The sequence below is a fragment of the Maritimibacter sp. HL-12 genome (assembly GCF_900177545.1).
Taxonomy (GTDB): domain Bacteria; phylum Pseudomonadota; class Alphaproteobacteria; order Rhodobacterales; family Rhodobacteraceae; genus Sinisalibacter.
The window spans coordinates 58341-77272 of the sequence record NZ_FXBQ01000001.1 but is presented as its reverse complement, the minus strand read 5'-3'; the positions used below and the strand labels follow the sequence as shown (position 1 = coordinate 77272).

The 18932-nt window shown below is 67.0% G+C and carries 19 protein-coding genes and 1 tRNA gene; 10 read left to right on the top strand and 10 right to left on the bottom strand.

What is annotated here, in order from left to right; all coding sequences use genetic code 11:
• The 5 genes from nuoN (at position 1) to B9Y97_RS00375 (ending at position 7756) form a co-directional block, all read left to right on the top strand.
• Positions 1 to 1440, top strand: a complete 1440-nt coding sequence (gene nuoN, locus B9Y97_RS00395) for an NADH-quinone oxidoreductase subunit NuoN (protein ID WP_085524904.1) — start codon at positions 1 to 3, stop codon at positions 1438 to 1440.
• A gap of 63 nt (positions 1441 to 1503) precedes the next feature.
• The gene (locus B9Y97_RS00390; RefSeq protein WP_085524903.1) at positions 1504 to 2247 is read left to right on the top strand and encodes a biotin--[acetyl-CoA-carboxylase] ligase; all 744 of its coding nucleotides are present in this window, start codon (positions 1504 to 1506) and stop codon (positions 2245 to 2247) included.
• 10 nt (positions 2248 to 2257) lie between these two features.
• Positions 2258 to 3037, top strand: coding sequence for a type III pantothenate kinase (locus B9Y97_RS00385; RefSeq protein ID WP_085524902.1), 780 nt, complete (start codon positions 2258 to 2260; stop codon positions 3035 to 3037).
• Positions 3034 to 4698: a ribonuclease J gene (locus B9Y97_RS00380; protein WP_085524901.1), complete on the top strand. Its 1665-nt coding sequence runs from the start codon at positions 3034 to 3036 to the stop codon at positions 4696 to 4698. The genes B9Y97_RS00385 and B9Y97_RS00380 overlap by 4 nt, the downstream gene beginning before the upstream one ends.
• A 547-nt stretch (positions 4699 to 5245) precedes the next feature.
• Positions 5246 to 7756, top strand: coding sequence for a cation:proton antiporter (locus tag B9Y97_RS00375; RefSeq protein WP_085524900.1), 2511 nt, complete (start codon positions 5246 to 5248; stop codon positions 7754 to 7756).
• A 188-nt stretch (positions 7757 to 7944) separates the two neighbouring features.
• Here B9Y97_RS00375 and B9Y97_RS00370 read toward each other — a convergent pair.
• Positions 7945 to 8021, bottom strand: a tRNA-Ile gene (locus B9Y97_RS00370).
• Positions 8022 to 8122: 101 nt separating this feature from the next.
• Between B9Y97_RS00370 and purM the strand changes: the two genes are divergently transcribed.
• The 3 genes from purM to rnd all read left to right on the top strand — a co-directional run bounded on the left by purM (position 8123) and on the right by rnd (position 11017).
• Complete coding sequence (purM, locus tag B9Y97_RS00365; RefSeq protein ID WP_085524899.1) at positions 8123 to 9172, top strand: phosphoribosylformylglycinamidine cyclo-ligase; 1050 nt, start codon at positions 8123 to 8125, stop codon at positions 9170 to 9172.
• A complete protein-coding gene (gene purN, locus B9Y97_RS00360; protein WP_085524898.1) occupies positions 9169 to 9762 on the top strand; it encodes a phosphoribosylglycinamide formyltransferase in 594 nt (197 codons plus the stop codon). Before purM ends, purN begins: the two co-directional genes overlap by 4 nt.
• 94 nt (positions 9763 to 9856) lie before the next feature.
• On the top strand, positions 9857 to 11017 hold the full coding sequence (gene rnd, locus B9Y97_RS00355; protein WP_085524897.1) for a ribonuclease D: 1161 nt from the start codon (positions 9857 to 9859) through the stop codon (positions 11015 to 11017).
• A 19-nt stretch (positions 11018 to 11036) separates the two neighbouring features.
• Here the strand turns inward: rnd and B9Y97_RS00350 are convergent, their stop codons facing one another.
• Positions 11037 to 11519: a hypothetical protein gene (locus B9Y97_RS00350; protein ID WP_085524896.1), complete on the bottom strand. Its 483-nt coding sequence runs from the start codon at positions 11517 to 11519 to the stop codon at positions 11037 to 11039.
• A gap of 129 nt (positions 11520 to 11648) precedes the next feature.
• Between B9Y97_RS00350 and B9Y97_RS00345 the strand changes: the two genes are divergently transcribed.
• Positions 11649 to 12059, top strand: a complete 411-nt coding sequence (locus B9Y97_RS00345; protein ID WP_085524895.1) for a SufE family protein — start codon at positions 11649 to 11651, stop codon at positions 12057 to 12059.
• Between the two features lie 101 nt (positions 12060 to 12160).
• Here the strand turns inward: B9Y97_RS00345 and B9Y97_RS00340 are convergent, their stop codons facing one another.
• From B9Y97_RS00340 to B9Y97_RS00330, 3 genes are all read right to left on the bottom strand, one after another.
• Positions 12161 to 13621 carry a DEAD/DEAH box helicase gene (locus B9Y97_RS00340; protein WP_085524894.1) on the bottom strand — a complete coding sequence of 487 codons (1461 nt, stop codon included), beginning with the start codon at positions 13619 to 13621 and terminating at the stop codon, positions 12161 to 12163.
• Positions 13622 to 13789: 168 nt separating this feature from the next.
• Complete coding sequence (locus tag B9Y97_RS00335) at positions 13790 to 14434, bottom strand: PAQR family membrane homeostasis protein TrhA (RefSeq protein ID WP_085524893.1); 645 nt, start codon at positions 14432 to 14434, stop codon at positions 13790 to 13792.
• Positions 14435 to 14526: 92 nt separating this feature from the next.
• Entirely contained in the window at positions 14527 to 15372 is an 846-nt protein-coding gene (locus B9Y97_RS00330) for a TPM domain-containing protein (protein WP_085524892.1), read from the bottom strand.
• A 218-nt stretch (positions 15373 to 15590) separates the two neighbouring features.
• Between B9Y97_RS00330 and B9Y97_RS00325 the strand changes: the two genes are divergently transcribed.
• The gene (locus B9Y97_RS00325) at positions 15591 to 16010 is read left to right on the top strand and encodes an OsmC family peroxiredoxin (RefSeq protein WP_085528018.1); all 420 of its coding nucleotides are present in this window, start codon (positions 15591 to 15593) and stop codon (positions 16008 to 16010) included.
• Positions 16011 to 16156: 146 nt separating this feature from the next.
• Here B9Y97_RS00325 and tpiA read toward each other — a convergent pair whose 3' ends face one another.
• From tpiA to B9Y97_RS00300, 5 genes are all read right to left on the bottom strand, one after another.
• The gene (tpiA, locus tag B9Y97_RS00320; RefSeq protein ID WP_085524891.1) at positions 16157 to 16909 is read right to left on the bottom strand and encodes a triose-phosphate isomerase; all 753 of its coding nucleotides are present in this window, start codon (positions 16907 to 16909) and stop codon (positions 16157 to 16159) included.
• Between the two features lie 87 nt (positions 16910 to 16996).
• On the bottom strand, positions 16997 to 17362 hold the full coding sequence (locus tag B9Y97_RS00315; RefSeq protein ID WP_085524890.1) for a HesB/IscA family protein: 366 nt from the start codon (positions 17360 to 17362) through the stop codon (positions 16997 to 16999).
• Positions 17363 to 17398: 36 nt separating this feature from the next.
• Positions 17399 to 17965 carry a sugar O-acetyltransferase gene (locus tag B9Y97_RS00310; protein ID WP_254900815.1) on the bottom strand — a complete coding sequence of 189 codons (567 nt, stop codon included), beginning with the start codon at positions 17963 to 17965 and terminating at the stop codon, positions 17399 to 17401.
• Positions 17966 to 17967: 2 nt separating this feature from the next.
• A complete protein-coding gene (locus B9Y97_RS00305) occupies positions 17968 to 18330 on the bottom strand; it encodes an SUF system Fe-S cluster assembly protein (RefSeq protein WP_085524889.1) in 363 nt (120 codons plus the stop codon).
• Between the two features lie 64 nt (positions 18331 to 18394).
• Positions 18395 to 18859: an Lrp/AsnC family transcriptional regulator gene (locus B9Y97_RS00300; protein ID WP_085524888.1), complete on the bottom strand. Its 465-nt coding sequence runs from the start codon at positions 18857 to 18859 to the stop codon at positions 18395 to 18397.
• Positions 18860 to 18932: the final 73 nt, after the last annotated feature.

Genomic DNA, 18932 nt, shown 5'->3' with positions numbered 1-18932 from the left:
ATGACCGCGTTCGACCTGCAAGCCATCCTGCCCGAACTGCTGCTCGCCGTCTTCGCGATGGCGGCTCTGCTGGCAGCCGTCTACACCGGCAAGGACAAGGCCACGCCGCTCGTCACCTGGGCCACCGCCGGGGTGATGCTGGCGCTGGCGCTGTTCATCGGCCTTGGCGACGTGGCGAACGGGCGCGCCTTCGGCGGCCTCCTGATCGAAGATGCCTACGCGCGCTTTGCGCAGGTGGGTATACTCGTTGCCGCCGCGGCGGTGCTGCTGGCGGGGCAGGAAACCCTTGTCCGGCGCGGGCTGGGGCGCTTCGAATACCCGCTGCTCATTGCGCTGGCTACGGTGGGCATGATGATCATGGTCTCCGCGGGTGACCTGATGACGCTCTACATGGGGCTTGAGCTGCAATCGCTGTCGCTCTACGTCGTCGCCGCGATGCGCCGCGACAGCGTGAAATCGACGGAAGCCGGGATGAAATACTTCATCCTCGGGGCGCTGTCGTCGGGCCTGCTGCTCTACGGTGCCTCGCTCACCTATGGTTACGCCGGCACCACCGGGTTCGACGGCATCCTGGCCGCCGCGGCGAGTGGCGAGATTGGCCTCGGCCTCCTGTTCGGCCTCACCTTCGTGGCCGCGGGCCTCGCCTTCAAGGTGTCCGCCGTGCCCTTCCACATGTGGACGCCGGATGTCTACGAAGGCGCGCCGACGCCGGTGACGGCCTTCTTCGCGACCGCGCCGAAACTGGCCGCCATGGCGCTGTTCGGCCGGGTGCTGTTCGACGCCTTCGGCCACTCGGTGGGCGACTGGAGCCAGATCGTCGCGCTGATGGCGGTGCTGTCGATGTTTCTCGGTGCCGTGGCCGCGATCGGCCAGCGCGACTTCAAGCGGCTGATGGCCTATTCCTCGATCGGCCACATGGGCTTCGCCCTGATCGGCCTCGCCTCGGGCAGCGAGTATGGCGTTCAGGCGATGCTGGTCTACATGGCGATCTATCTGACCATGAACGTCGGCACCTTCGCCTTCATCATGTCGATGGAGCGCGACGGCAAGCCGGTGACGGAAATCGCGGCGCTGAATCAATACGCCAAGGCCGAGCCGGTGAAGGCGCTGGCGATGCTGGTGCTCCTGTTCTCGCTCGCCGGCGTGCCGCCGATGGTCGGCTTCTTCGGCAAGCTCTACGTGCTGAACGCGGCGGTTCAGGCCGAGATGACCTGGCTTGCCGTGGCCGGCGTTGTGGCCAGCGTGATCGGTGCCTTCTACTACCTGCGCATCGTCTACTACATGTATTTCGGCGAGACCGAGGAGCGGCTCGATACCCGCATGAGCGCGGCTGGCTGGGTGATGCTGATGGGGGCCGCGGCGGCGATGCTGCTCGGGGTGATCAACCTCTTCGGCGTCGAAGGTGCGGCGGCGCAGGCGGCAGCGGCCCTTGTCAACTAGGCCGGTCGCGTCCGGGCGCGTGCGGTCGCGCCGCCACACGGCGGCGTGCCCCCGGCGGCAGCGATGAGCTGGCCGCATGGCTATGGCCACCTGCCGCTTGGCGTGGTCGACTCGACGCTCAACGAGGCCGCGCGCCGCGCGGCGGAATTCGCCGGTCCGACCTGGATCACCGCCGAGACGCAGACCGAGGCGCGCGGGCGGCGCGGTCGCCCCTGGGCGAACCCGGCGGGCAATTTCGCGGCCACGCTGGTGCTGCCCGCTGTCTTGCCAGAGGCGGCAGCGCTGCGCTCTTTCGTGGCGTCGCTCGCGCTGTTCGACGCCTTCGCCGGGCTCACCGGGCGGGCCGAGGCCCTCGCGCTCAAATGGCCCAACGACGTGCTGTTCAATGGCGGCAAGGTGGCGGGCATCCTGCTCGAAGGGCTTCAGGCTGGCGGGCGGCTCTCGGGCCTCGCCATCGGCATCGGGGTGAACCTCGCGCAAGCCCCCGGGGCGGGAGAGGTGGAACCCGGCGCGCTGCGCCCGGTGTCGCTCGCGGGCGAGACGGGCCTCGCGGTGTCGCCCGGCGATTTCCTTGAAGCCCTCGCGCCCGCCTATGCAACATGGGAGGCGCAGTTCGCCAGCCACGGCTTTGCCCCGATCCGCAGCGCCTGGCTCGCGCGCGCCGCCCGGCTCGGCGAAACCGTCACCGCGCGTCTTCCGGGCGGCGAGGTGACCGGCGTCATGCGCGAGGTGGACGAGGCGGGGCAACTTGTCCTATCAACGCCGCACGGCCTTCGCCGCATCGCGGCGGGCGACATCTTTTTCTGAAGGGGCAGGCATGCTTCTGGCCATCGACTGTGGCAATACCAATACCGTGTTCTCGATCTGGGACGGCGAGAAGTTTCTCGCCACCCTGCGCACCTCGACCGAACACCAGCGCACCGCCGACCAGTATTTCGTCTGGTGGGACACGCTGACACGCCATCACGGCATCGTCCCCGAGATCACCGGCGTGGTGATTTCCTCCACCGTGCCGCGCGTGGTGTTCAACCTGCGGGTCTTTTCCGACCGCTATTTCGGTCTGCGCCCGCTGGTGGTGGGCAAACCCGAATGCCGCCTTCCGGTGGACGTCCGGGTGGACGCGGGCACGCAAGTCGGCCCCGACCGGCTGGTCAACACCGTGGCGGGGCATGACCTTTACGGCGGCGATCTCATCGTCGTCGATTTCGGCACCGCCACCACCTTCGACGTGGTCGATAGTGACGGGGCCTATATCGGCGGGGTGATTGCGCCGGGGGTGAACCTCAGCCTCGAAGCCCTGCACATGGCGGCGGCGGCGCTGCCGCATGTCGATATCACCTATCCCGACCGGGTGATCGGCACCAATACCGTGGCCTGCATGCAATCAGGCATCTTCTGGGGCTATGTCGGGCTGATCAAGGAAATCTCGGCCCGGATCATTGAGGAACACGGGCGGCCGATGACGGTGGTCGGCACCGGCGGCCTCGCGCCGCTGTTCCAGAGCCACGCCCCGGTGTTCGACCAGTTCGCCGACAATCTCACGATGCACGGGCTGGTGAAAATCCACGACTACAACCAAGAGCAGGATACTCCATGAGCAAGAACCGGCTGATCTACCTCCCCCTTGGCGGCGCGGGGGAGATCGGCATGAATGCCTATGTCTACGGCTACGGTGCCCCGGGCGAGGAGCGGCTGATCGTCGTCGATCTCGGGGTGACCTTTCCCGACATGGACAGCACGCCGGGGGTGAACCTGATCCTGCCCGATGTCACCTTCCTGCGCGACAACGCCGAGCGGATCGAGGCGATCTTCATCACCCATGCCCACGAAGACCACGTCGGTGCCGTCGGGCGGCTCTGGCCCGACCTGCGCGCGCCGGTCTATGCGCGAAAGTTCACCGGGCATCTCGCCCAGCTCAAGTTCGAGGAAGCCGGGCAGAACCCGGACAACGTCGAGATCGTGGGGGCCTGGCCCGAGCAGGTCGAGGCGGGGCCGTTCAAGGTGGCCTTCCTGCCGGTCTCGCACTCGATCCCGGAAAGTGCCGGGCTGGTGATCGACACGCCGGCGGGCCGGGTCGTGCACACCGGCGATTTCAAGCTCGATCCCACCCCGGGCGTCGGCGAGCCATGGGACGAGACGATGTGGCGCGAGGCCACCAAGGGCCGGGTGCGCGCGCTGGTCTGCGATTCCACCAACGTGTTCTCGCACCACCCGGGACGTTCCGAAGCCGAATTGCGCGCGCCGCTTGAAAAGCTGGTGGCCGCGGCGCCGCACATGGTGGTGGCCACCACTTTCGCCTCCAACGTCGCCCGGGTGAAGACGCTGGCCGAGGCGGGGCAGGCGGCGGGCCGTTCGGTCTGCCTGCTCGGCCGGGCGATGCGGCGGATGATCGAGGTGGCGGTGAAAACCGGCGTGGTCGACAGTTTCCCGACCACCGTCACGCCGGAAGATGCCCGCGATATTCCGCGCGAGAGCCTGATGCTGATCGTCACCGGCAGCCAGGGCGAACGCCGCGCCGCCTCGGCGCAGCTCAGCCGCGGCAAGTATCTTGGCTTGGCGATGGCCGAGGGCGACACCTTCCTGTTCTCCTCCAAGACCATTCCCGGCAACGAGCGCGGCGTGATCCGCACGATGAATGCCTTTTCCGAAATGGGGGTGGACATCGTGGCCGAAGACGATCGCTACCACGTTTCCGGCCATGCCAACCGCCCCGACCTGGAGCGGGTGCACGCGCTGGTGAACCCCGAATTCGTGATCCCGATGCACGGCGAGCACCGTCACCTGCGCGAGCACGCCCGGCTGGCGGAGGCGAATGGCCGGATCTCGCTGGTGGTGGTCAACGGCGCGGTCTGTGATCTCACCGGCGCGCGGCCGCATATCGTCGAGCACGTCGAGGCCGAGCGGGTCTATCTCGACGGCGATATCCTGATCGGATCGCTCGACGGCGTGGTGCGTGACCGGATCCGGCTGGCGCTGAACGGTCACGTGATCGTCAACGTCATCCTCGAGGGCGACGAGCCGCTGGGCGAGCCGTGGGTCGAGACCATGGGCCTGCCGGAAACCGGCAAGTCGCGGGCGGCACTGGCGGAGGTACTGGAAGAAGACCTCGGCCAGTTCCTGATGCGCGCCAAGGCCAAGACCCTGCGCGACGACGCGGCGCTGGAAGACGAGTTGCAGCGGATCACCAAGAAGACCACGCAGGACGAGATCGGCAAGAAGCCGGAAGTCACCGTCGTGGTGAGCCGCCTCGAAGGCTGAGGCGGTGCCAGTCTCGGCGGCGGTGCCCGAGTCGTAGCATTCCCCGAGGGGGGTGCGGAGCCGGCGAGGCGGGTGTGTCCGGACGGCCGGGAACGGGGGGCAGACTTGCCGCAACCCGCAAAGCCGCTTGCCGCCGGGTGCCCGGCAAGCGGGACGGATCTGGCGACCGAACCGCGCTAGCGCCGCTTGAACCTGCCCGGCAATCACCACGCGGGTCTTGCGCGCATCGACGGTCCGGCGCGGGGCCGGATCGAGCCACGGTCATGGCCCACACCTGCGGGCCGCCACCGAGACAGACCCTGGAGACCAGTGGCGCGATCCGCGCCACTGGGCAGGCTATCGGGTGGGCGGGGCGGTCCGCCGGCTTGAGGCTATCAACCGGGTCGAGCCGTCCGGTCAGGCCGAAGCCGCCGTTCGGCAATCTCCCGCTCCGGGCACCGAGGCAACGCGCAGGCTTCGCCGGTGACGCGTTCCGATCTCACGCCCTTGTTGCCGGACAGGGACATTTTCCCGGCACGGTCCTCTAACACTGTGTTATTTCAATACCATGGACATTGTTCTGATCACGACCGTCATCGCATCGCTGTTCCTCGTCATCGGGGTGGCGGAGCCGTTGGCCGCGCGGCTGCGTCTGCCCTACAGCGTGATCCTGGCAAGCATCGGCGTCCTGATCGGTGTCGGCGCGGTGTTTTTCCTGCGCACCGACCTGACCGATGCCCTCAACCCGGTGGCCGAGGCGATCATCGGCCTGCCGATCCGCTCCAATGTCTTTCTCTACGTCTTCCTCCCGACGCTGCTGTTCCAGGCGACGCTGGGGATGAACCTGCGTCGCATGCTCGACGACTGGGTGCCGATCCTCGTGCTCGCGGTGGTCGCGGTGGTGGTGGCGACGCTGAGCGTGGGCTATGCGCTGTCCTGGGCGAGCACGCTGCCGCTCGCGGCCTGCCTGCTGATCGGTGCCATCGTCTCGACCACCGATCCCTCGGCGGTGGTCTCGATCTTCCGCTCGATCTCGGCACCGCGCAGGCTCGCGCGGATCATCGAAGGCGAGAGCCTGCTGAACGACGCCGCTGCCATTGCGCTCTTCGGGCTGTTCATGGGGTTCGTGATGCTGGGCATGCCCGACCCGAGCCTCGGCGACGCGCTCGCCCGGTTCCCGCTGCTGGTCGTGGGCGGCGCTTTCACCGGCTGGCTTGCGGCGCGGATCGCGGTCTGGATCATGGCGCTGTTCAGCCGTCATGAACTGGCGCAGATCTCGATCTCGGTGGCACTTCCCTACCTCGCCTATATCGGGGCGGAACAGAGCGTCGGGGCCTCCGGGGTGATCGCGGTGGTCGCGGCGGGGCTCACGCTCAACCTCACCGGGCCGGGGCGTCTGCCGCCGCAGACCTGGTCCAACCTGCGCGAGCTTTGGGGTGTGCTCGCGCACTGGGCCGGGGCGCTGATCTTCATCCTGGCGGCGCTGCTGATCCCGCGGCTGCTCGAAGAGGTCCGGATCGGGGATTTCTTGCTGGTTGGGGTGGTTGTTCTTGCCGCCATTGCCGCGCGCGGGGTGATCCTGTTCGGGCTCATGCCGCTCCTGACGGTGCTGAAACTCTCACCCTCGGTGGAGCGGCCCTACCGGGTCGCGATCCTCTGGGGGGGATTGCGCGGCGCGGTTACGCTGGCGCTGGCGCTTGCGGTGACCGAAAGCTTCCGGGTTCCCGACGGGATCCAGCGCGTGGTCGGCATCCTCGCCACCGGCTTCACCCTGTTTACCCTGATCGTGCAGGGCACAACGCTGCGCTGGATCATCGGCCGCCTCGGGCTTGATCACCTGTCACCGATCGACGAGGCGCTGTCGCGGCAGGTGGTTGCCGTCGCGCTGCAGACGGTGCGCGAAGACGTGGCGCGCACCACCGAGAATTACGAGCTCAGCCATGATACCGTGCGCGGCGAGGCCAAGCGCTTCGGCGAACGGCTGGAGGAAGCCGTCAAGCAGGCCGAGGCCAGCGCCGATATTCTGGACCGCGACCGGATCACGCTGGGGCTGATCGCGCTGGCCGGGCACGAACGCGACACCATCCTTGCGCGGGTGCGGGAGCGGACGATCTCGGCCCGTATGGCCGAAAAGGTTCTTTCGGATGCCGACCGGCTGATCGAGGCCGCGCGCTCGGCCGGGCGCAGCGGCTACAACCGCGCCGCGCGTCGCAGTGTCGGATACGGGCGGGCGTTCAGAGCCGCGGGCCTGCTGCACAGCCGGTTCCGCCTGTCACGGCCGCTTGCCCTGCTGACGGCGGACCGTTTCGAGTTGCTCCTGTCGCAGCGGCTTGTCCTGCGCGATCTCGGGGCCTTCATCGACAGTCGCATCCGCCGAATTCATGGACGGCGCGTCGCCGAGCTCCTGCGCGAGTTGCTGTCGCGTCGGATCGGGGCCGTCGAAACCGCGCTTGAAGGTCTTCGCCTGCAATACCCCGGCTACGCCGAGGAACTGGAGCGCCGGTTCATCCGCCGAACGGCGCTGCGGCTGGAAGAGCGCGAATACGCGACCATGCGCGAGGACGGGCTGATCGGCGCGGAAGTCTTCACCAAGCTGATGGGGGATCTTGCCCTGCGGCGCGCGGCCGCCGAAGACCGCCCGCAACTGGATATCGCCCTGCAGCGGACCGAACTGGTGCGCCAGTTTCCGCTTTTTTCCGCGCTGGAAGAACCCGAGATCAAGCGACTGAGCCGAGCCCTCAAGACCCGCTACGTGAACGCCGGGGACGTCATCATCCACAAGGACAGCGTCGCCAGGAGCGTATACTTCATAGCCTCGGGGGCGGCGGAAGTCGAAACCGCGGGCCAGACCTGGCGATTGGGGCGCGGCGAGATGTTTGGCCAGATGTCCGTCCTGATGAAAAAGTCGCGCCGAACCGAAGTGCGTGCGATTGCGCCCTCGACGCTTCTGGAGCTTGACGAGGCGCGGTTCCGCCGCCTTCTGAGCCGCAGTGCCGCGCTGCAGGACGCGGTTCGCGCGAGTGCCGAAAAACGCGGGATCGAACCGGAAGATCTCTACGCAGACAGCGAGTCGATCTGACCGGTCGAGGATCCTGTTGCCCTGGGAGGGGGGTAATCTTTCAAGCAGTTTCGCCGCCAGGGGCAGAAAGTGGATGCGGCCGGGACGATCCGCGCCCGCCAAATGCCATCGACGCCTTGCCAGAGCACCCCGGCGAAAAACGCGCAAGGACCTCCCCGCAATACCATGAAAAAAGGATAATCCTGATGTGGTAGGCCCGGAGGGACTTGAACCCCCAACCAAGGCGTTATGAGCGCCCTGCTCTAACCAATTGAGCTACGGGCCCACCGTGCGGTTACAGGTAGCATGGAGGCGCGCGGGGTCAAGCGGGCGTTGCCAATCGCGCGGCCTTGGGCTATCGCGGCGGCAGTAATCACGGGGGCCGACATGACCGGGACGAAGAACGGGATCACCTATGCCGAAGCGGGCGTCGATATCGACGCCGGCAACGCGCTTGTCGAGCGGATCAAACCCGCCGCGCGGCGCACCAACCGGCCCGGCGTGATGGCCGGTCTGGGCGGATTCGGCGCGCTGTTCGACCTCAAAGCGGCAGGCTACCGCGATCCGATCCTGGTCGCCGCGACCGACGGGGTGGGCACCAAGCTGCGGATCGCGATCGACACCGGCAAGGTCGATACCATCGGCATCGACCTGGTGGCGATGTGCGTGAACGATCTCGTCTGTCAAGGGGCAGAGCCCTTGTTCTTCCTTGATTATTTCGCCACCGGCAAGCTCGAGGTCGAGGCTGCGGCCACCATCGTCGAGGGCATCGCCGCAGGCTGTGCGGCCTCGGGCTGTGCGCTGATCGGCGGCGAGACGGCGGAGATGCCGGGGATGTACGAAGCGGGCGATTTCGATCTTGCCGGCTTTGCCGTGGGCGCGATGGAGCGCGGGGCTGCGCTGCCCGCGGGCGTGGCCGAAGGCGACGTGCTGCTCGGTCTTGCCTCCGACGGCGTGCATTCCAACGGCTACAGTCTCGTGCGCAAGCTTGTGGACGTCTCCGGCCTCGGCTGGGACGATGCCTGCCCCTGGGACGAGGCCACCAGCCTCGGCGCGGCACTGCTTGCGCCGACGCGGCTCTATGTCAAACCCGCGCTGGCGGCGATCGCGGCGGGCGGCGTTCATGCGCTCGCCCATATCACCGGCGGCGGGCTTACGGAAAACCTGCCGCGGGTTCTGCCGGAGGGGCAGGGCGCGCTTGTCGATCTTGGCGAATGGGCCTTGCCGCCGGTGTTTGGCTGGCTTGCCGGGATCGGCGGGCTCGATCAGGCGGAGATGCTGAAAACCTTCAACGCCGGCATCGGCATGGTGCTGGTGGTGGACCCGAAGAGCCTGAAGGATGTGCGTCAAGCCCTTGAGAGCACGGGAGAAACCGTGTTTCAGATCGGCCGGGTCCAGGCCGGCGAAGGCGTGCGCACCCTCGGGAGCCTCGGGTGACCAAGCGGGTCGCAATCCTGATCTCGGGGTCGGGATCGAACATGGTGGCGCTGGCCGAGAGCATGGCGGGCGATCATCCGGCCCGCCCGGTGCTGGTGCTGTCGAACCTGCCCGGCGCGGGCGGACTGGCGAAGGCCGAGGCGATGGGCATTGCCACCGCGGTGGTCGATCATCGCCCCTTCGCGGGCGACAGGGCCGCGTTCGAGGCCGAACTGGCCCGCGTGCTCGAAGAAGCCCGGCCCGACATCCTCTGCCTCGCCGGGTTCATGCGCATCCTGACACCTGCGTTCACCGCGCATTGGAGCGGCCGCGCGCTCAATATCCACCCCTCGCTGCTGCCGAAATACCGCGGCCTTGATACCCACGCCCGCGCGCTTGCGGCCGGCGACAATGAAGCGGGTTGCTCGGTGCACGAGGTGACGGCGGAGCTCGATGGCGGCCCGATCCTCGGACAGGCGCGGGTGCCGATCGCGCCGGACGATACGCCCGAGAGCCTCGCCGCGAAGGTTCTGCCCTGGGAGCACAAGCTTTATCCGGCGGTGTTGCGGCGCTACGCGGCGGGCGACAAGACACCGGTTTTCCTGCCCTGAAACCCCGCGCGCGCGGCATGGTGCTTTATTCCCACGCCGATCCCCGATACATGGTGAGGCGAAAGCGCAAGAGACGAACAGACCGAAAGTCCATATGATCACCATCACAACCACCGAGGCGCTGGCCGAATTCTGTGCCCGCGCCACCGCCCACCCTTACGTCACCGTCGATACCGAGTTCCTGCGCGAGCGGACCTATTATTCCAAGCTCTGCCTGGTGCAGCTTGCCGTGCCCGGCGAGGAGGCGGAGGACGCGGTTCTGGTCGATCCGCTCGCCGAGGGGCTTTCGCTCGAACCGCTCTACGATCTGTTCCGCGATCCGGGCGTGGTGAAGGTGTTTCATGCCGCGCGGCAGGATCTCGAGATCTTCTTCGTCGATGCCGGGGTGATCCCGGCCCCCTTGTTCGACACCCAGGTTGCGGCGATGGTTTGCGGCCACGGGGATCAGGTCGGCTATGAGACCCTTGTGCGCAAGATCGCGCGGGCCGATCTCGACAAGTCGTCACGCTTCACCGACTGGTCGCGTCGCCCGCTGAGCGAGGCGCAGAAGAAATACGCGCTTGGCGATGTCACCCACCTGCGCCGGATCTACGAGGTGCTTGCCGCCGAGTTGGAAGAAACCGGGCGCGGTCCGTGGGTCGAGGAGGAGATGGCGGTGCTGAAAGACCCGGCGACCTACCGGGTGGAGCCCTCCGAGGCCTGGCTCCGGGTCAAGACGCGGACCAGTTCGGGCAAGTTCCTGTCCGTCGTCAAGGAATTGGCGCGCTTTCGCGAGGGCTATGCGCAATCGCGCGATATCCCGCGCAGCCGGGTGTTCAAGGACGATGCGCTGCTGGAACTGGCCTCGACCAAGCCCGCCGACATGACCGATCTCTCCCGCTCCCGGCTGCTCTTGCGCGAGGCGCGGCGCGGCGAGATCGCTGAAGGAATCCTTGCGGCGGTGAAGGCCGGGTTGGAAACGCCGGCCGAGCAGATGCCCAAGGTGCCTGACAACGGCCGCGACAAACTTCAGGTCAACCCGGCGCTGGCCGATCTGTTGCGGGTTCTGCTGAAGGCCCGGTCCGAGGATACCAAGGTGGCGCAGCGGCTGATCGCCACCGCCGCCGATCTCGATCTGCTGGCCGCGGGGCGGCGCGACGTCGCCGCGCTCAAGGGTTGGCGGGCAGAGGTTTTCGGCAACGATGCGCTTCGGCTCTGTGAGGGCAAGCTCGCACTTGCGGCCAAGGGCCAGAGCGTGCGGGTGATTGAGGTCTGAGCGTCGCCCGAAGGGGCGCTCAGCGCCGCGCGGTGCGGCTGTTGCGCTCGCCGATCACGCGGATCGAGCGCACATCGCGCAGCGCAGAGTTGGAGATGAACTCGGCCACCTCCACGGTGCGGGCGTAGGGCGTCGAGGCCGGGGTGGCCCAGCGTGGCGGCGAAATCCGGAATACGTAGGTCAGAACGCCGCCCTCGGGTTCGCCGTCGTTCTCGGGCACGAGTTGCGCATCCCAGTAGCCCAGACGCGGCGGCAGGCCCGAGGCGTGCACGATCACGCCCGCGGTGGTGCGCTCGATCCTGAGAGACGTGACCTGGTCGACGCGCAGGCGGCGATCCTGATCATCGAGGTAGCCGCCGGACGGCTCCAGCGCCACCAGCCTGTCATCGGGATTGGACGCGCTGCCGAACCAGGTCAGCGGGTTCAGGTTTATGCCGTCGCTACAGGCCGCAAGGCCGAGAACGAGGCTGAGCGCGATGAAAAGGCGGGCAATGCGGGCCATTCTGATCTTCCCCCGTGGTCCTTGCCCTGAGTAACCCAGCCGCGAGGGTTTGAAAACCCGCCACGTGCGGGTCTGGACCTTTGGCTTGCCCGACCCTAGGTGAGTGGGGCTGGAACAGGAGAGACAGGCATGGCGACGCAAGCATTCGAAACGATTGTCGAGGATTTCGAGTTTCTCGACGACTGGGAAGATCGCTACGCGATGGTGATCGACCTTGGCAAGCGGATGCAACCGTTGGACGCCGCGCTCAAAGTGCCGGCGACGAAGGTGGATGGCTGCGCCAGCCAGGTCTGGCTGGTGCCGCGAATCGAAGGCGGCAGCTTCCATTTCGAGGGGGATTCGGATGCGCTCATCGTGCGCGGGATCATCGCCGTGCTGCACGCGCTCTACGACGGTGTGCCGGTGTCGCAGGTGCCGGGGATCGACGCCCAGGGCGAACTGGGCCGGATGAAACTCGAAGAGCACCTTTCGGGGCAGCGCACCAACGGGTTGCGCGCGATGGTCGACCGTATTCGCAAACTCGCGACCGAGGCGGCTTGAGCCCGGCCGGGCGGCGTATCTGACGCTTCCGAGCGCGCGCCCTACGTCTCCCGAGAACCTGAAGATCCCGGCAGGCAGGGCGATTGCGCGGTGCGGCTCGGTCAGTTGCGCCGGTCTTCGAAGCTCTGGGCGATGAAGCCGGGCAGGTGGTCGCCCATGCCGACGACGGACTTGTCGTCGCCCTTGCCCCGAGACGATCCACCGCGACCGGAGGACCGTGCCCGGTTCGACGGTTTTTCTTCACGCGCTTCGGCTTCCGGGGCCGGCGCGGGCGCCGGCGTCGGGGCCGGGCTGTCTTCGGCGGGCTTGCGGCCGCGGCTGCGGCTGCGCGACGCGGGTTTCTTTTCCGCTGGTGCCGCCTCGGCCTCCGGTGCCGACGGTGGCGAATCTTCGGCTGGCGCGTCGTGGTCGCGGGAAAGCGGGCTGGCAACGCGGGGAATCGTCCCCTCGATCAAGCGCTGGACGGCATCGAGGTTTTTCTCGTCGCGCGGCTCGCAGATCATGAAGGTCTTGCCCGAGCGACCGGCGCGGCCGGTCCGACCGATGCGGTGGATGTAATCCTCGGCGTGGCTCGGCACGTCGAAGTTGAAGACGTGGCTCACGTTCGGGATGTCGAGCCCGCGCGCGGCAACGTCGGAGGCGCAGAGGAAGCGGATCGTGCCGTCGCGGAAGCCCTGCAACACTTCCATGCGCCGCGACTGGTCGAGGTCGCCATGGATCGGTTCGGCATTGTAGCCATGTTTCTTGAGGCTCTTGGCGACAATATCCACATCCGTCTTGCGGTTGCAGAAGATGATCGCGTTGGAGCAGGCCTCGCCCTCGGAGTCGATCAGCGCGCGCAGAAGATCGCGCTTCTCGGTCGATGCGCGGTCGCGGCGCGAGGGTTTGAGCATCACCAGCGCCTGTTCGATCGTCGCCGAGGCGGTGGCCTGTCTGGCAACTTCGACGCGCGCCGGGTTCGACAGGAAGGTATTGGTGATGCGTTCGATCTCGGGCGCCATGGTGGCGGAGAAGAACAGCGTCTGCCGGGTGAAGGGCACGAGCCCGAAGATGCGCTCGATATCGGGGATGAAGCCCATGTCGAGCATCCGGTCGGCTTCGTCGACGACCATGATCTGCACGCCGGTGAGCAACAGCTTGCCGCGCTCGAAATGGTCGAGCAACCGGCCCGGCGTGGCGATCAGCACGTCAACGCCGCGGTCGATCAACTGGTCCTGTTCCTTGAACGAAACCCCGCCGATCAGCAGCGCCTTGGTGAGTTTCACGTATTTGGCGTAGTTCTCGAAGTTCTCGGCGACCTGCGCGGCCAGCTCGCGGGTCGGGCAGAGCACGAGACTGCGCGGCATCCGGGCGCGGGCGCGGCCGCGGGCAAGCTGGGTGATCATCGGCAGCACGAAGCTGGCGGTCTTGCCGGTGCCGGTCTGGGCGATGCCGAGCACGTCGCGGCCTTCGAGCGCGGGTGGAATCGCGCCTTCCTGAATCGGTGTGGGGGTCTCGTAGCCCGAGTCTTCGACGGCCTTGAGAACCTTGGGGTTCAGGTTGAGTTCGGAGAATTTGGTCAAGTGGTGCCTTTCGTATGGGTATCGGCGCAACTGGCCGCAAACCTTACGCGGCCCGCCCGGCCGGATTGCCGGGGCGTCTTGTTGGATGAGGCATTACCGGGCAGGGGCGTAAAGGTCAAGGATATCGGCGCGCGACGGGGGCGCCCCGGTCCGGATGCCGGTTCTGCTTCAGGCCAGCCCGACGATGAGCACCACCGCGGCATAATGCGTGGCTGCGGCGGCAAGCACGTGGCCGTGCCAGATCGCGGTGGAGTAGCGCCAGCGCGCGGCGTAGAAAATCGTGCCCAGGGTATAGGTCAGCCCGCCGACCAGCAGCAGGATCAGCGCCGAGACGGGCAGGGTCTGCATCAGCGGCCATGCCGCGATCACGCCGAGCCAGCCTTGCGCAAGGTAGAGGCCGAAGCCGAGGCGCGGCCAGCGATGGAAGAAGGCGAGCTTGAGGGTGATGCCGAAGACCGCGAGGCTCCAGGCCGCGATCGCCAGCGCCATCCCGCGCCCGCCGCCGAGCCCGATGATCGCCATTGGCGTATGGGTGCCCGCGATCATCAAATAGATCGCGGCGTGATCGAAACGGCGCAGCACGGCGCGGATCTTGCGGTGCAGGGTGAGGTTGTAGGCGGCCGAAAGTCCGAAAGTGGCGACCAGCCCGACGGCATAGGGCACCAGCGGCCAGATCCGGTCGGGCGGTACCGCGAGCACGGCCCAGACGATCAGCGCGGTCGCCCCGGCGATCGCGGCGGCAACGCCGAGCACATGCATCACGCCGTCGGCGACATGTTCGGCAAAGCTGTGATCAAGGCCGTAATGCTTCATCGGGGCTCCCTTCCTTCCCCAATATAGTGCGTCATGGCCTCTCTGTGCAGACGTGACCTTGCGTCCGCTCGCGGCAATCGGCGGTGCCGTGCCTACCAGCGCCCCGAAGCGCCGCCGCCCGAGGACGAGCCGCCGCCGAAAGAACCGCCGCTGGAAGAGGAGGATCTGGTGATGCGCGGGATCGTGTAGCTCACCACGCCGTGGTAGCCACAATGCGGGCAATCGGTGATCCGCTCGCCCCGGCCACTGGTGGCGCGGGTGGCGCTTTCGAGCACGTGTTTCTTGCGGTGGATGCCGCGCTCACCGCATTCGGGGCAGCGGGTGAAGCGGTCGGAGATGCGGCGACCGAAGATCGCCACCCCCGCGATCACCGCCATGAGCGCACCCACCAGCGCGCCGATCAGCCCGCCACCGCCGCCACCGCTGGCGGAGTCGGGGGCGTCGCCGTCGTGATGCGCGAGGGCGATGCGGGAGATCACCGCGCCGGTGCCCTCCTCGATCCCGCGCGAGAAATCGCCGTCGCGGAAGGCGGGCAGGAAAATTCGGTCGATGATGTCCTGTGCGGTGCGGTTGAAGCCGGTCGGATAGCCCGCGCCCAGTTCGACCCGCATCTCGCGGTCTTCGGTCACCACGAGCACGAGGATGCCATCGTTGGTTTCGGCCTTGCCGATGCCCCAGTGGTTGAACAGTCCGGTGGCGAATTGCTCCAGCGAGCCGGGGTTTTCAAAGCCCCAACGGGTGTGCAGCGTGAGCACGGTGGCCTCGATCCCGGTGTCTTCGCGCAGCGTTTTCAGCGCTGTGGTGAGGCGCTGTTCGGCACCTTGCTCGATGACCTTTGCGTAATCGTTGACATAAACCGTCTCATGAACCGGCCAGCTCTGGGCGAACGCGAAGACCGGCAGGACAAGGGCGAACAGGACGGCAATAAGGCGCTTCATCGAAAACCTCCCACGACCGGCAACCACGCGTCTGAACGCCCCATGCTAGCACGAAACCGCCGTTGCACCTATGGCACACAGGGACGCGGCGACATCGGCCCGCGCGGCAGGGTGGGGCGAACCCGGAGCGCGGCCCCGCGCCCGAGGTAGCGACGGTTCCACTTGACAGGAGCGGTGTTGCGGGCGGCACTATGGGACATAGCGAACAGGAGGACGACATGTTCAAAAAACATGGAAGTGCGGTCTGGGAAGGCACCTTGAAAGAGGGCCAGGGGCGGCTTTCGTCGCAAAGCGGCGTGCTTGACAATGTTGCCTATGATTTCAAGGAAAGGTTTGAAGACGCGCCCGGCACCAATCCCGAGGAGCTTGTCGGCGCGGCCCATGCCGCGTGTTTCTCGATGGCGCTCGCGAACATACTTGCCGAGCAGGGGGTGACGGCGGAACGGATCGAAACCCGCTCGACGATTTCGCTGGATCTCGAAGCCGGGCCGAAGATCGTCAACGCGCATCTCGAAACCGTGGTCAAGGCACCGGCCGACAAGAACCTGATCCTCGAGGCCGCGCGCGCCGCTGAAAAGGGTTGCCCGGTTTCGCAACTGCTCGGTTGCGAGATCACGATGGACGCCAAGGTGGTCTGACCGGGGGCCGCGCGCTGCCCGGTTGGCCGCAATTCGAGCCTGCGCTCTGGTAGCGGCAACCGGCATCGCCCTTGCGCACAGGGTGGCCGCGCGCGCCTCCGCCGAACCGCCGAGGCGGTATGGCCGGCACGACCGCGCGTGCCGGGTCAGCCCTTGGCAGCTTCGAGGGCGGAGATGATCGGCGAGAAATCCTCGGCCTTGAGGCTTGCCCCGCCCACCAGCGCGCCGTCGACATTGGCGACCGCGAAGATCTCGGCGGCATTGGCGGGCTTGACCGACCCGCCGTAGAGCACCCGGATCGCCTCGCCCTCGGCCCCGAAACGCGCGACCAGGTCGGCGCGGATGAAATCATGCACCTCGGTGATCTGTTCGATGGTGGGGATCTTGCCGGTGCCAATCGCCCAGATCGGCTCGTAGGCGATCACGGCAGTGGCCCCGGTCAGCCCGTCGGGGAGCGACCCGGCAAGCTGGCTGCCGATCACGTCGAGGGTTTGCCCCGCCTCGCGCTCATCGAGGCTTTCGCCAAGACAGATCACCGCGATGAGCCCGCCTTCCAGCGCGGCTTTGGCCTTGGCGCACACCTGCGCGTCGGTCTCCTGGTGATCGGCGCGGCGCTCGGAATGGCCGAGAATGACATGGGTACCGCCCGCGTCGGTGATCATCGCGGCGGCGATATCGCCGGTATGGGCCCCCGCCTTGGCCGGGTGGCAGTCCTGCCCGCCGGTGGCGATGGCGCTGCCATGGGTGACGGCGGAGAGCCGATCCAGCAGGGTTGCGGGGGGGCAGATCAGGATATCGACCGATGGCGCGGTATGGGCGGTTTTCAGCGCCTCGACCTCGCCAAGGCTCGCTGCCGTGCCGTTCATCTTCCAGTTGCCTGCTGCCAGTCCGCGCCGCATGTCTGTCTCTCCCTGTTATCCGGTCGGGCGGAGACTAGCGGCAAAGCGCGCCCGCGCAAAGCGCGGATGCTGCGGCAAAAGGCGGCGCTACTCCGGCGCGCCGAGGCTTTCGTCGAACTTGATCGATTCGCCGCAGCCGCATTCCTCGGTGACATTGGGGTTGCGGAACCGGAAGCCGGATTCGAGCAGCGACACCTCGTAGTCGATCTCGGTGCCGAACAGGAACATCTGCGCCATAGGGGCGATCATCACCCGGGCACCTTCCTGTTCCACCACTTCGTCCATCGGGTCGACCTCGTCGACATAGTCCATGGTGTATTCCATGCCCGCGCAGCCGCCCTTCTTGACGCCGATGCGCAGGCCCTTGTGGCCGTCCTTCGCCATCAGCCGGGCAATTTGCCGGGCCGCCGTGTCGGTCATCTTGACCGCTTGCTTGCCGGGGATCGAAAACATCCGGGTTCTCCTTGTTCGCACTTCAAATCTAGGGCTTCATCGCCCGTCACTCAAGGGCCGGGCGGGGTTGCCGGCCACGGTCGTTCCGGCGGGCACGTCGCGGGTGACCACCGCGCCCGCGGCCACGATCGCGCCTTCGCCGATGCTCACCCCGGGCAGCAGGATCGCGCCGCCACCGATCCACGCGTCGGCCCCGATGCGGATCGGGCGGCCCCATTCCGCGCCGGTGGCGCGCTCGGCGGCATTGCGCGGGTGGTCGGCGGTGAGGATCTGCACGTAAGGGCCGATCTGCACCCGGTCGCCGATCTCGACGCGGGCGACGTCGAGGATGACGCAGCCGTAGTTCAGGAACACCCCGCGCCCGAACACGATCTCGCTACCGTAATCGACGTGGAAGGGCGGGCGGATCACCGCGTCGGTCGGCTGGCCAAAAAGCGCGTGCAGAAGGCCCGCGCGTTCCTCGTCGTCGCCGTAAAGGGTCTGGTTGTAGTCGCGCGTCAGCCTTTGGGCACGCTTGCGCATTGCCACGAGCTCCGGGTCGCCGGGCCGGTAGGGCAGCCCCGCGCGCATTTTCTCAAGTTCGCTCGCGGGGGCGCGGGCCATGCTCACATGAACCCGAGTTCCAGCCGGGCCTCGTCCGACATCATGTCCATCCCCCAGGGCGGATCCCAGGTGAGTTGCACATCGACCGATTTCACCCCGGCAACCGGCCCGATCGCGTCGTGCAGCCAGCCCGGCATGTCGGCCGCCACCGGGCAGCCCGGCGCGGTCAGCGTCATCACGAGCGACACGTCGCCCTCGTCGTTGATATCGATCGTGTAGACCAGCCCGAGATCGTAGATGTTGACCGGAATCTCCGGGTCATAAACCGAGCGGCAAGCCTCGACGACCGCTTCGTAGAGCGGGTGGTCGGTTGTCGAGGGCTTGATGAGGGGCGCGCCCTCCATCTGCGGTGTTTCGCTGTTCATCGCGCGTTTCCCTTATACCTGACAGAACATATAGGATTTGTGACGCGCGAGGTCCAGTCTCCATTCAATCGAGCGGCAGGGCCGTGGTTTCCTTCTTCTGGCCGAGCACGAAATGGGTGGTCGAGGCGCGCACGATGCCGAGGCGCAGGATGCGGTGCATCAGGAAATGCTCCAGCGCCTCGGGATCGCGAGCGACGACCTTGAGCAGGTAATCGTCGGCCCCGGTGACGCTGGCGCAGTCCACGATCTGCGGCTCCTGCGCCACGAAGGCATCGAAGCGGCGGATCGTCTCCTCGCTGTGATCGACGAGCGACACATGCACGTAGGCGCGGGTGAGCAGCCCGAGCGCGCGGGCGTCGACCAGCGCCGCATAGCCGCGGATCACGCCGCTTTCCTCCAGCTTGCGCACCCGCCGCCAGCAGGGCGAGGTGGACAGCCCGGCGCGGGCCGCCAACTCCTGGATCGGCAGCCGGCCCTCGGCCTGCAGGATCGCGAGGAGGCGTTTGTCGGTTTCGTCGAGCGGGGTCATATTTTGCCGATCAGGTCATAGATCCGAAATATTCATTCACAATCTAGCCCAGAAATCTCCACGCTGGAAAACA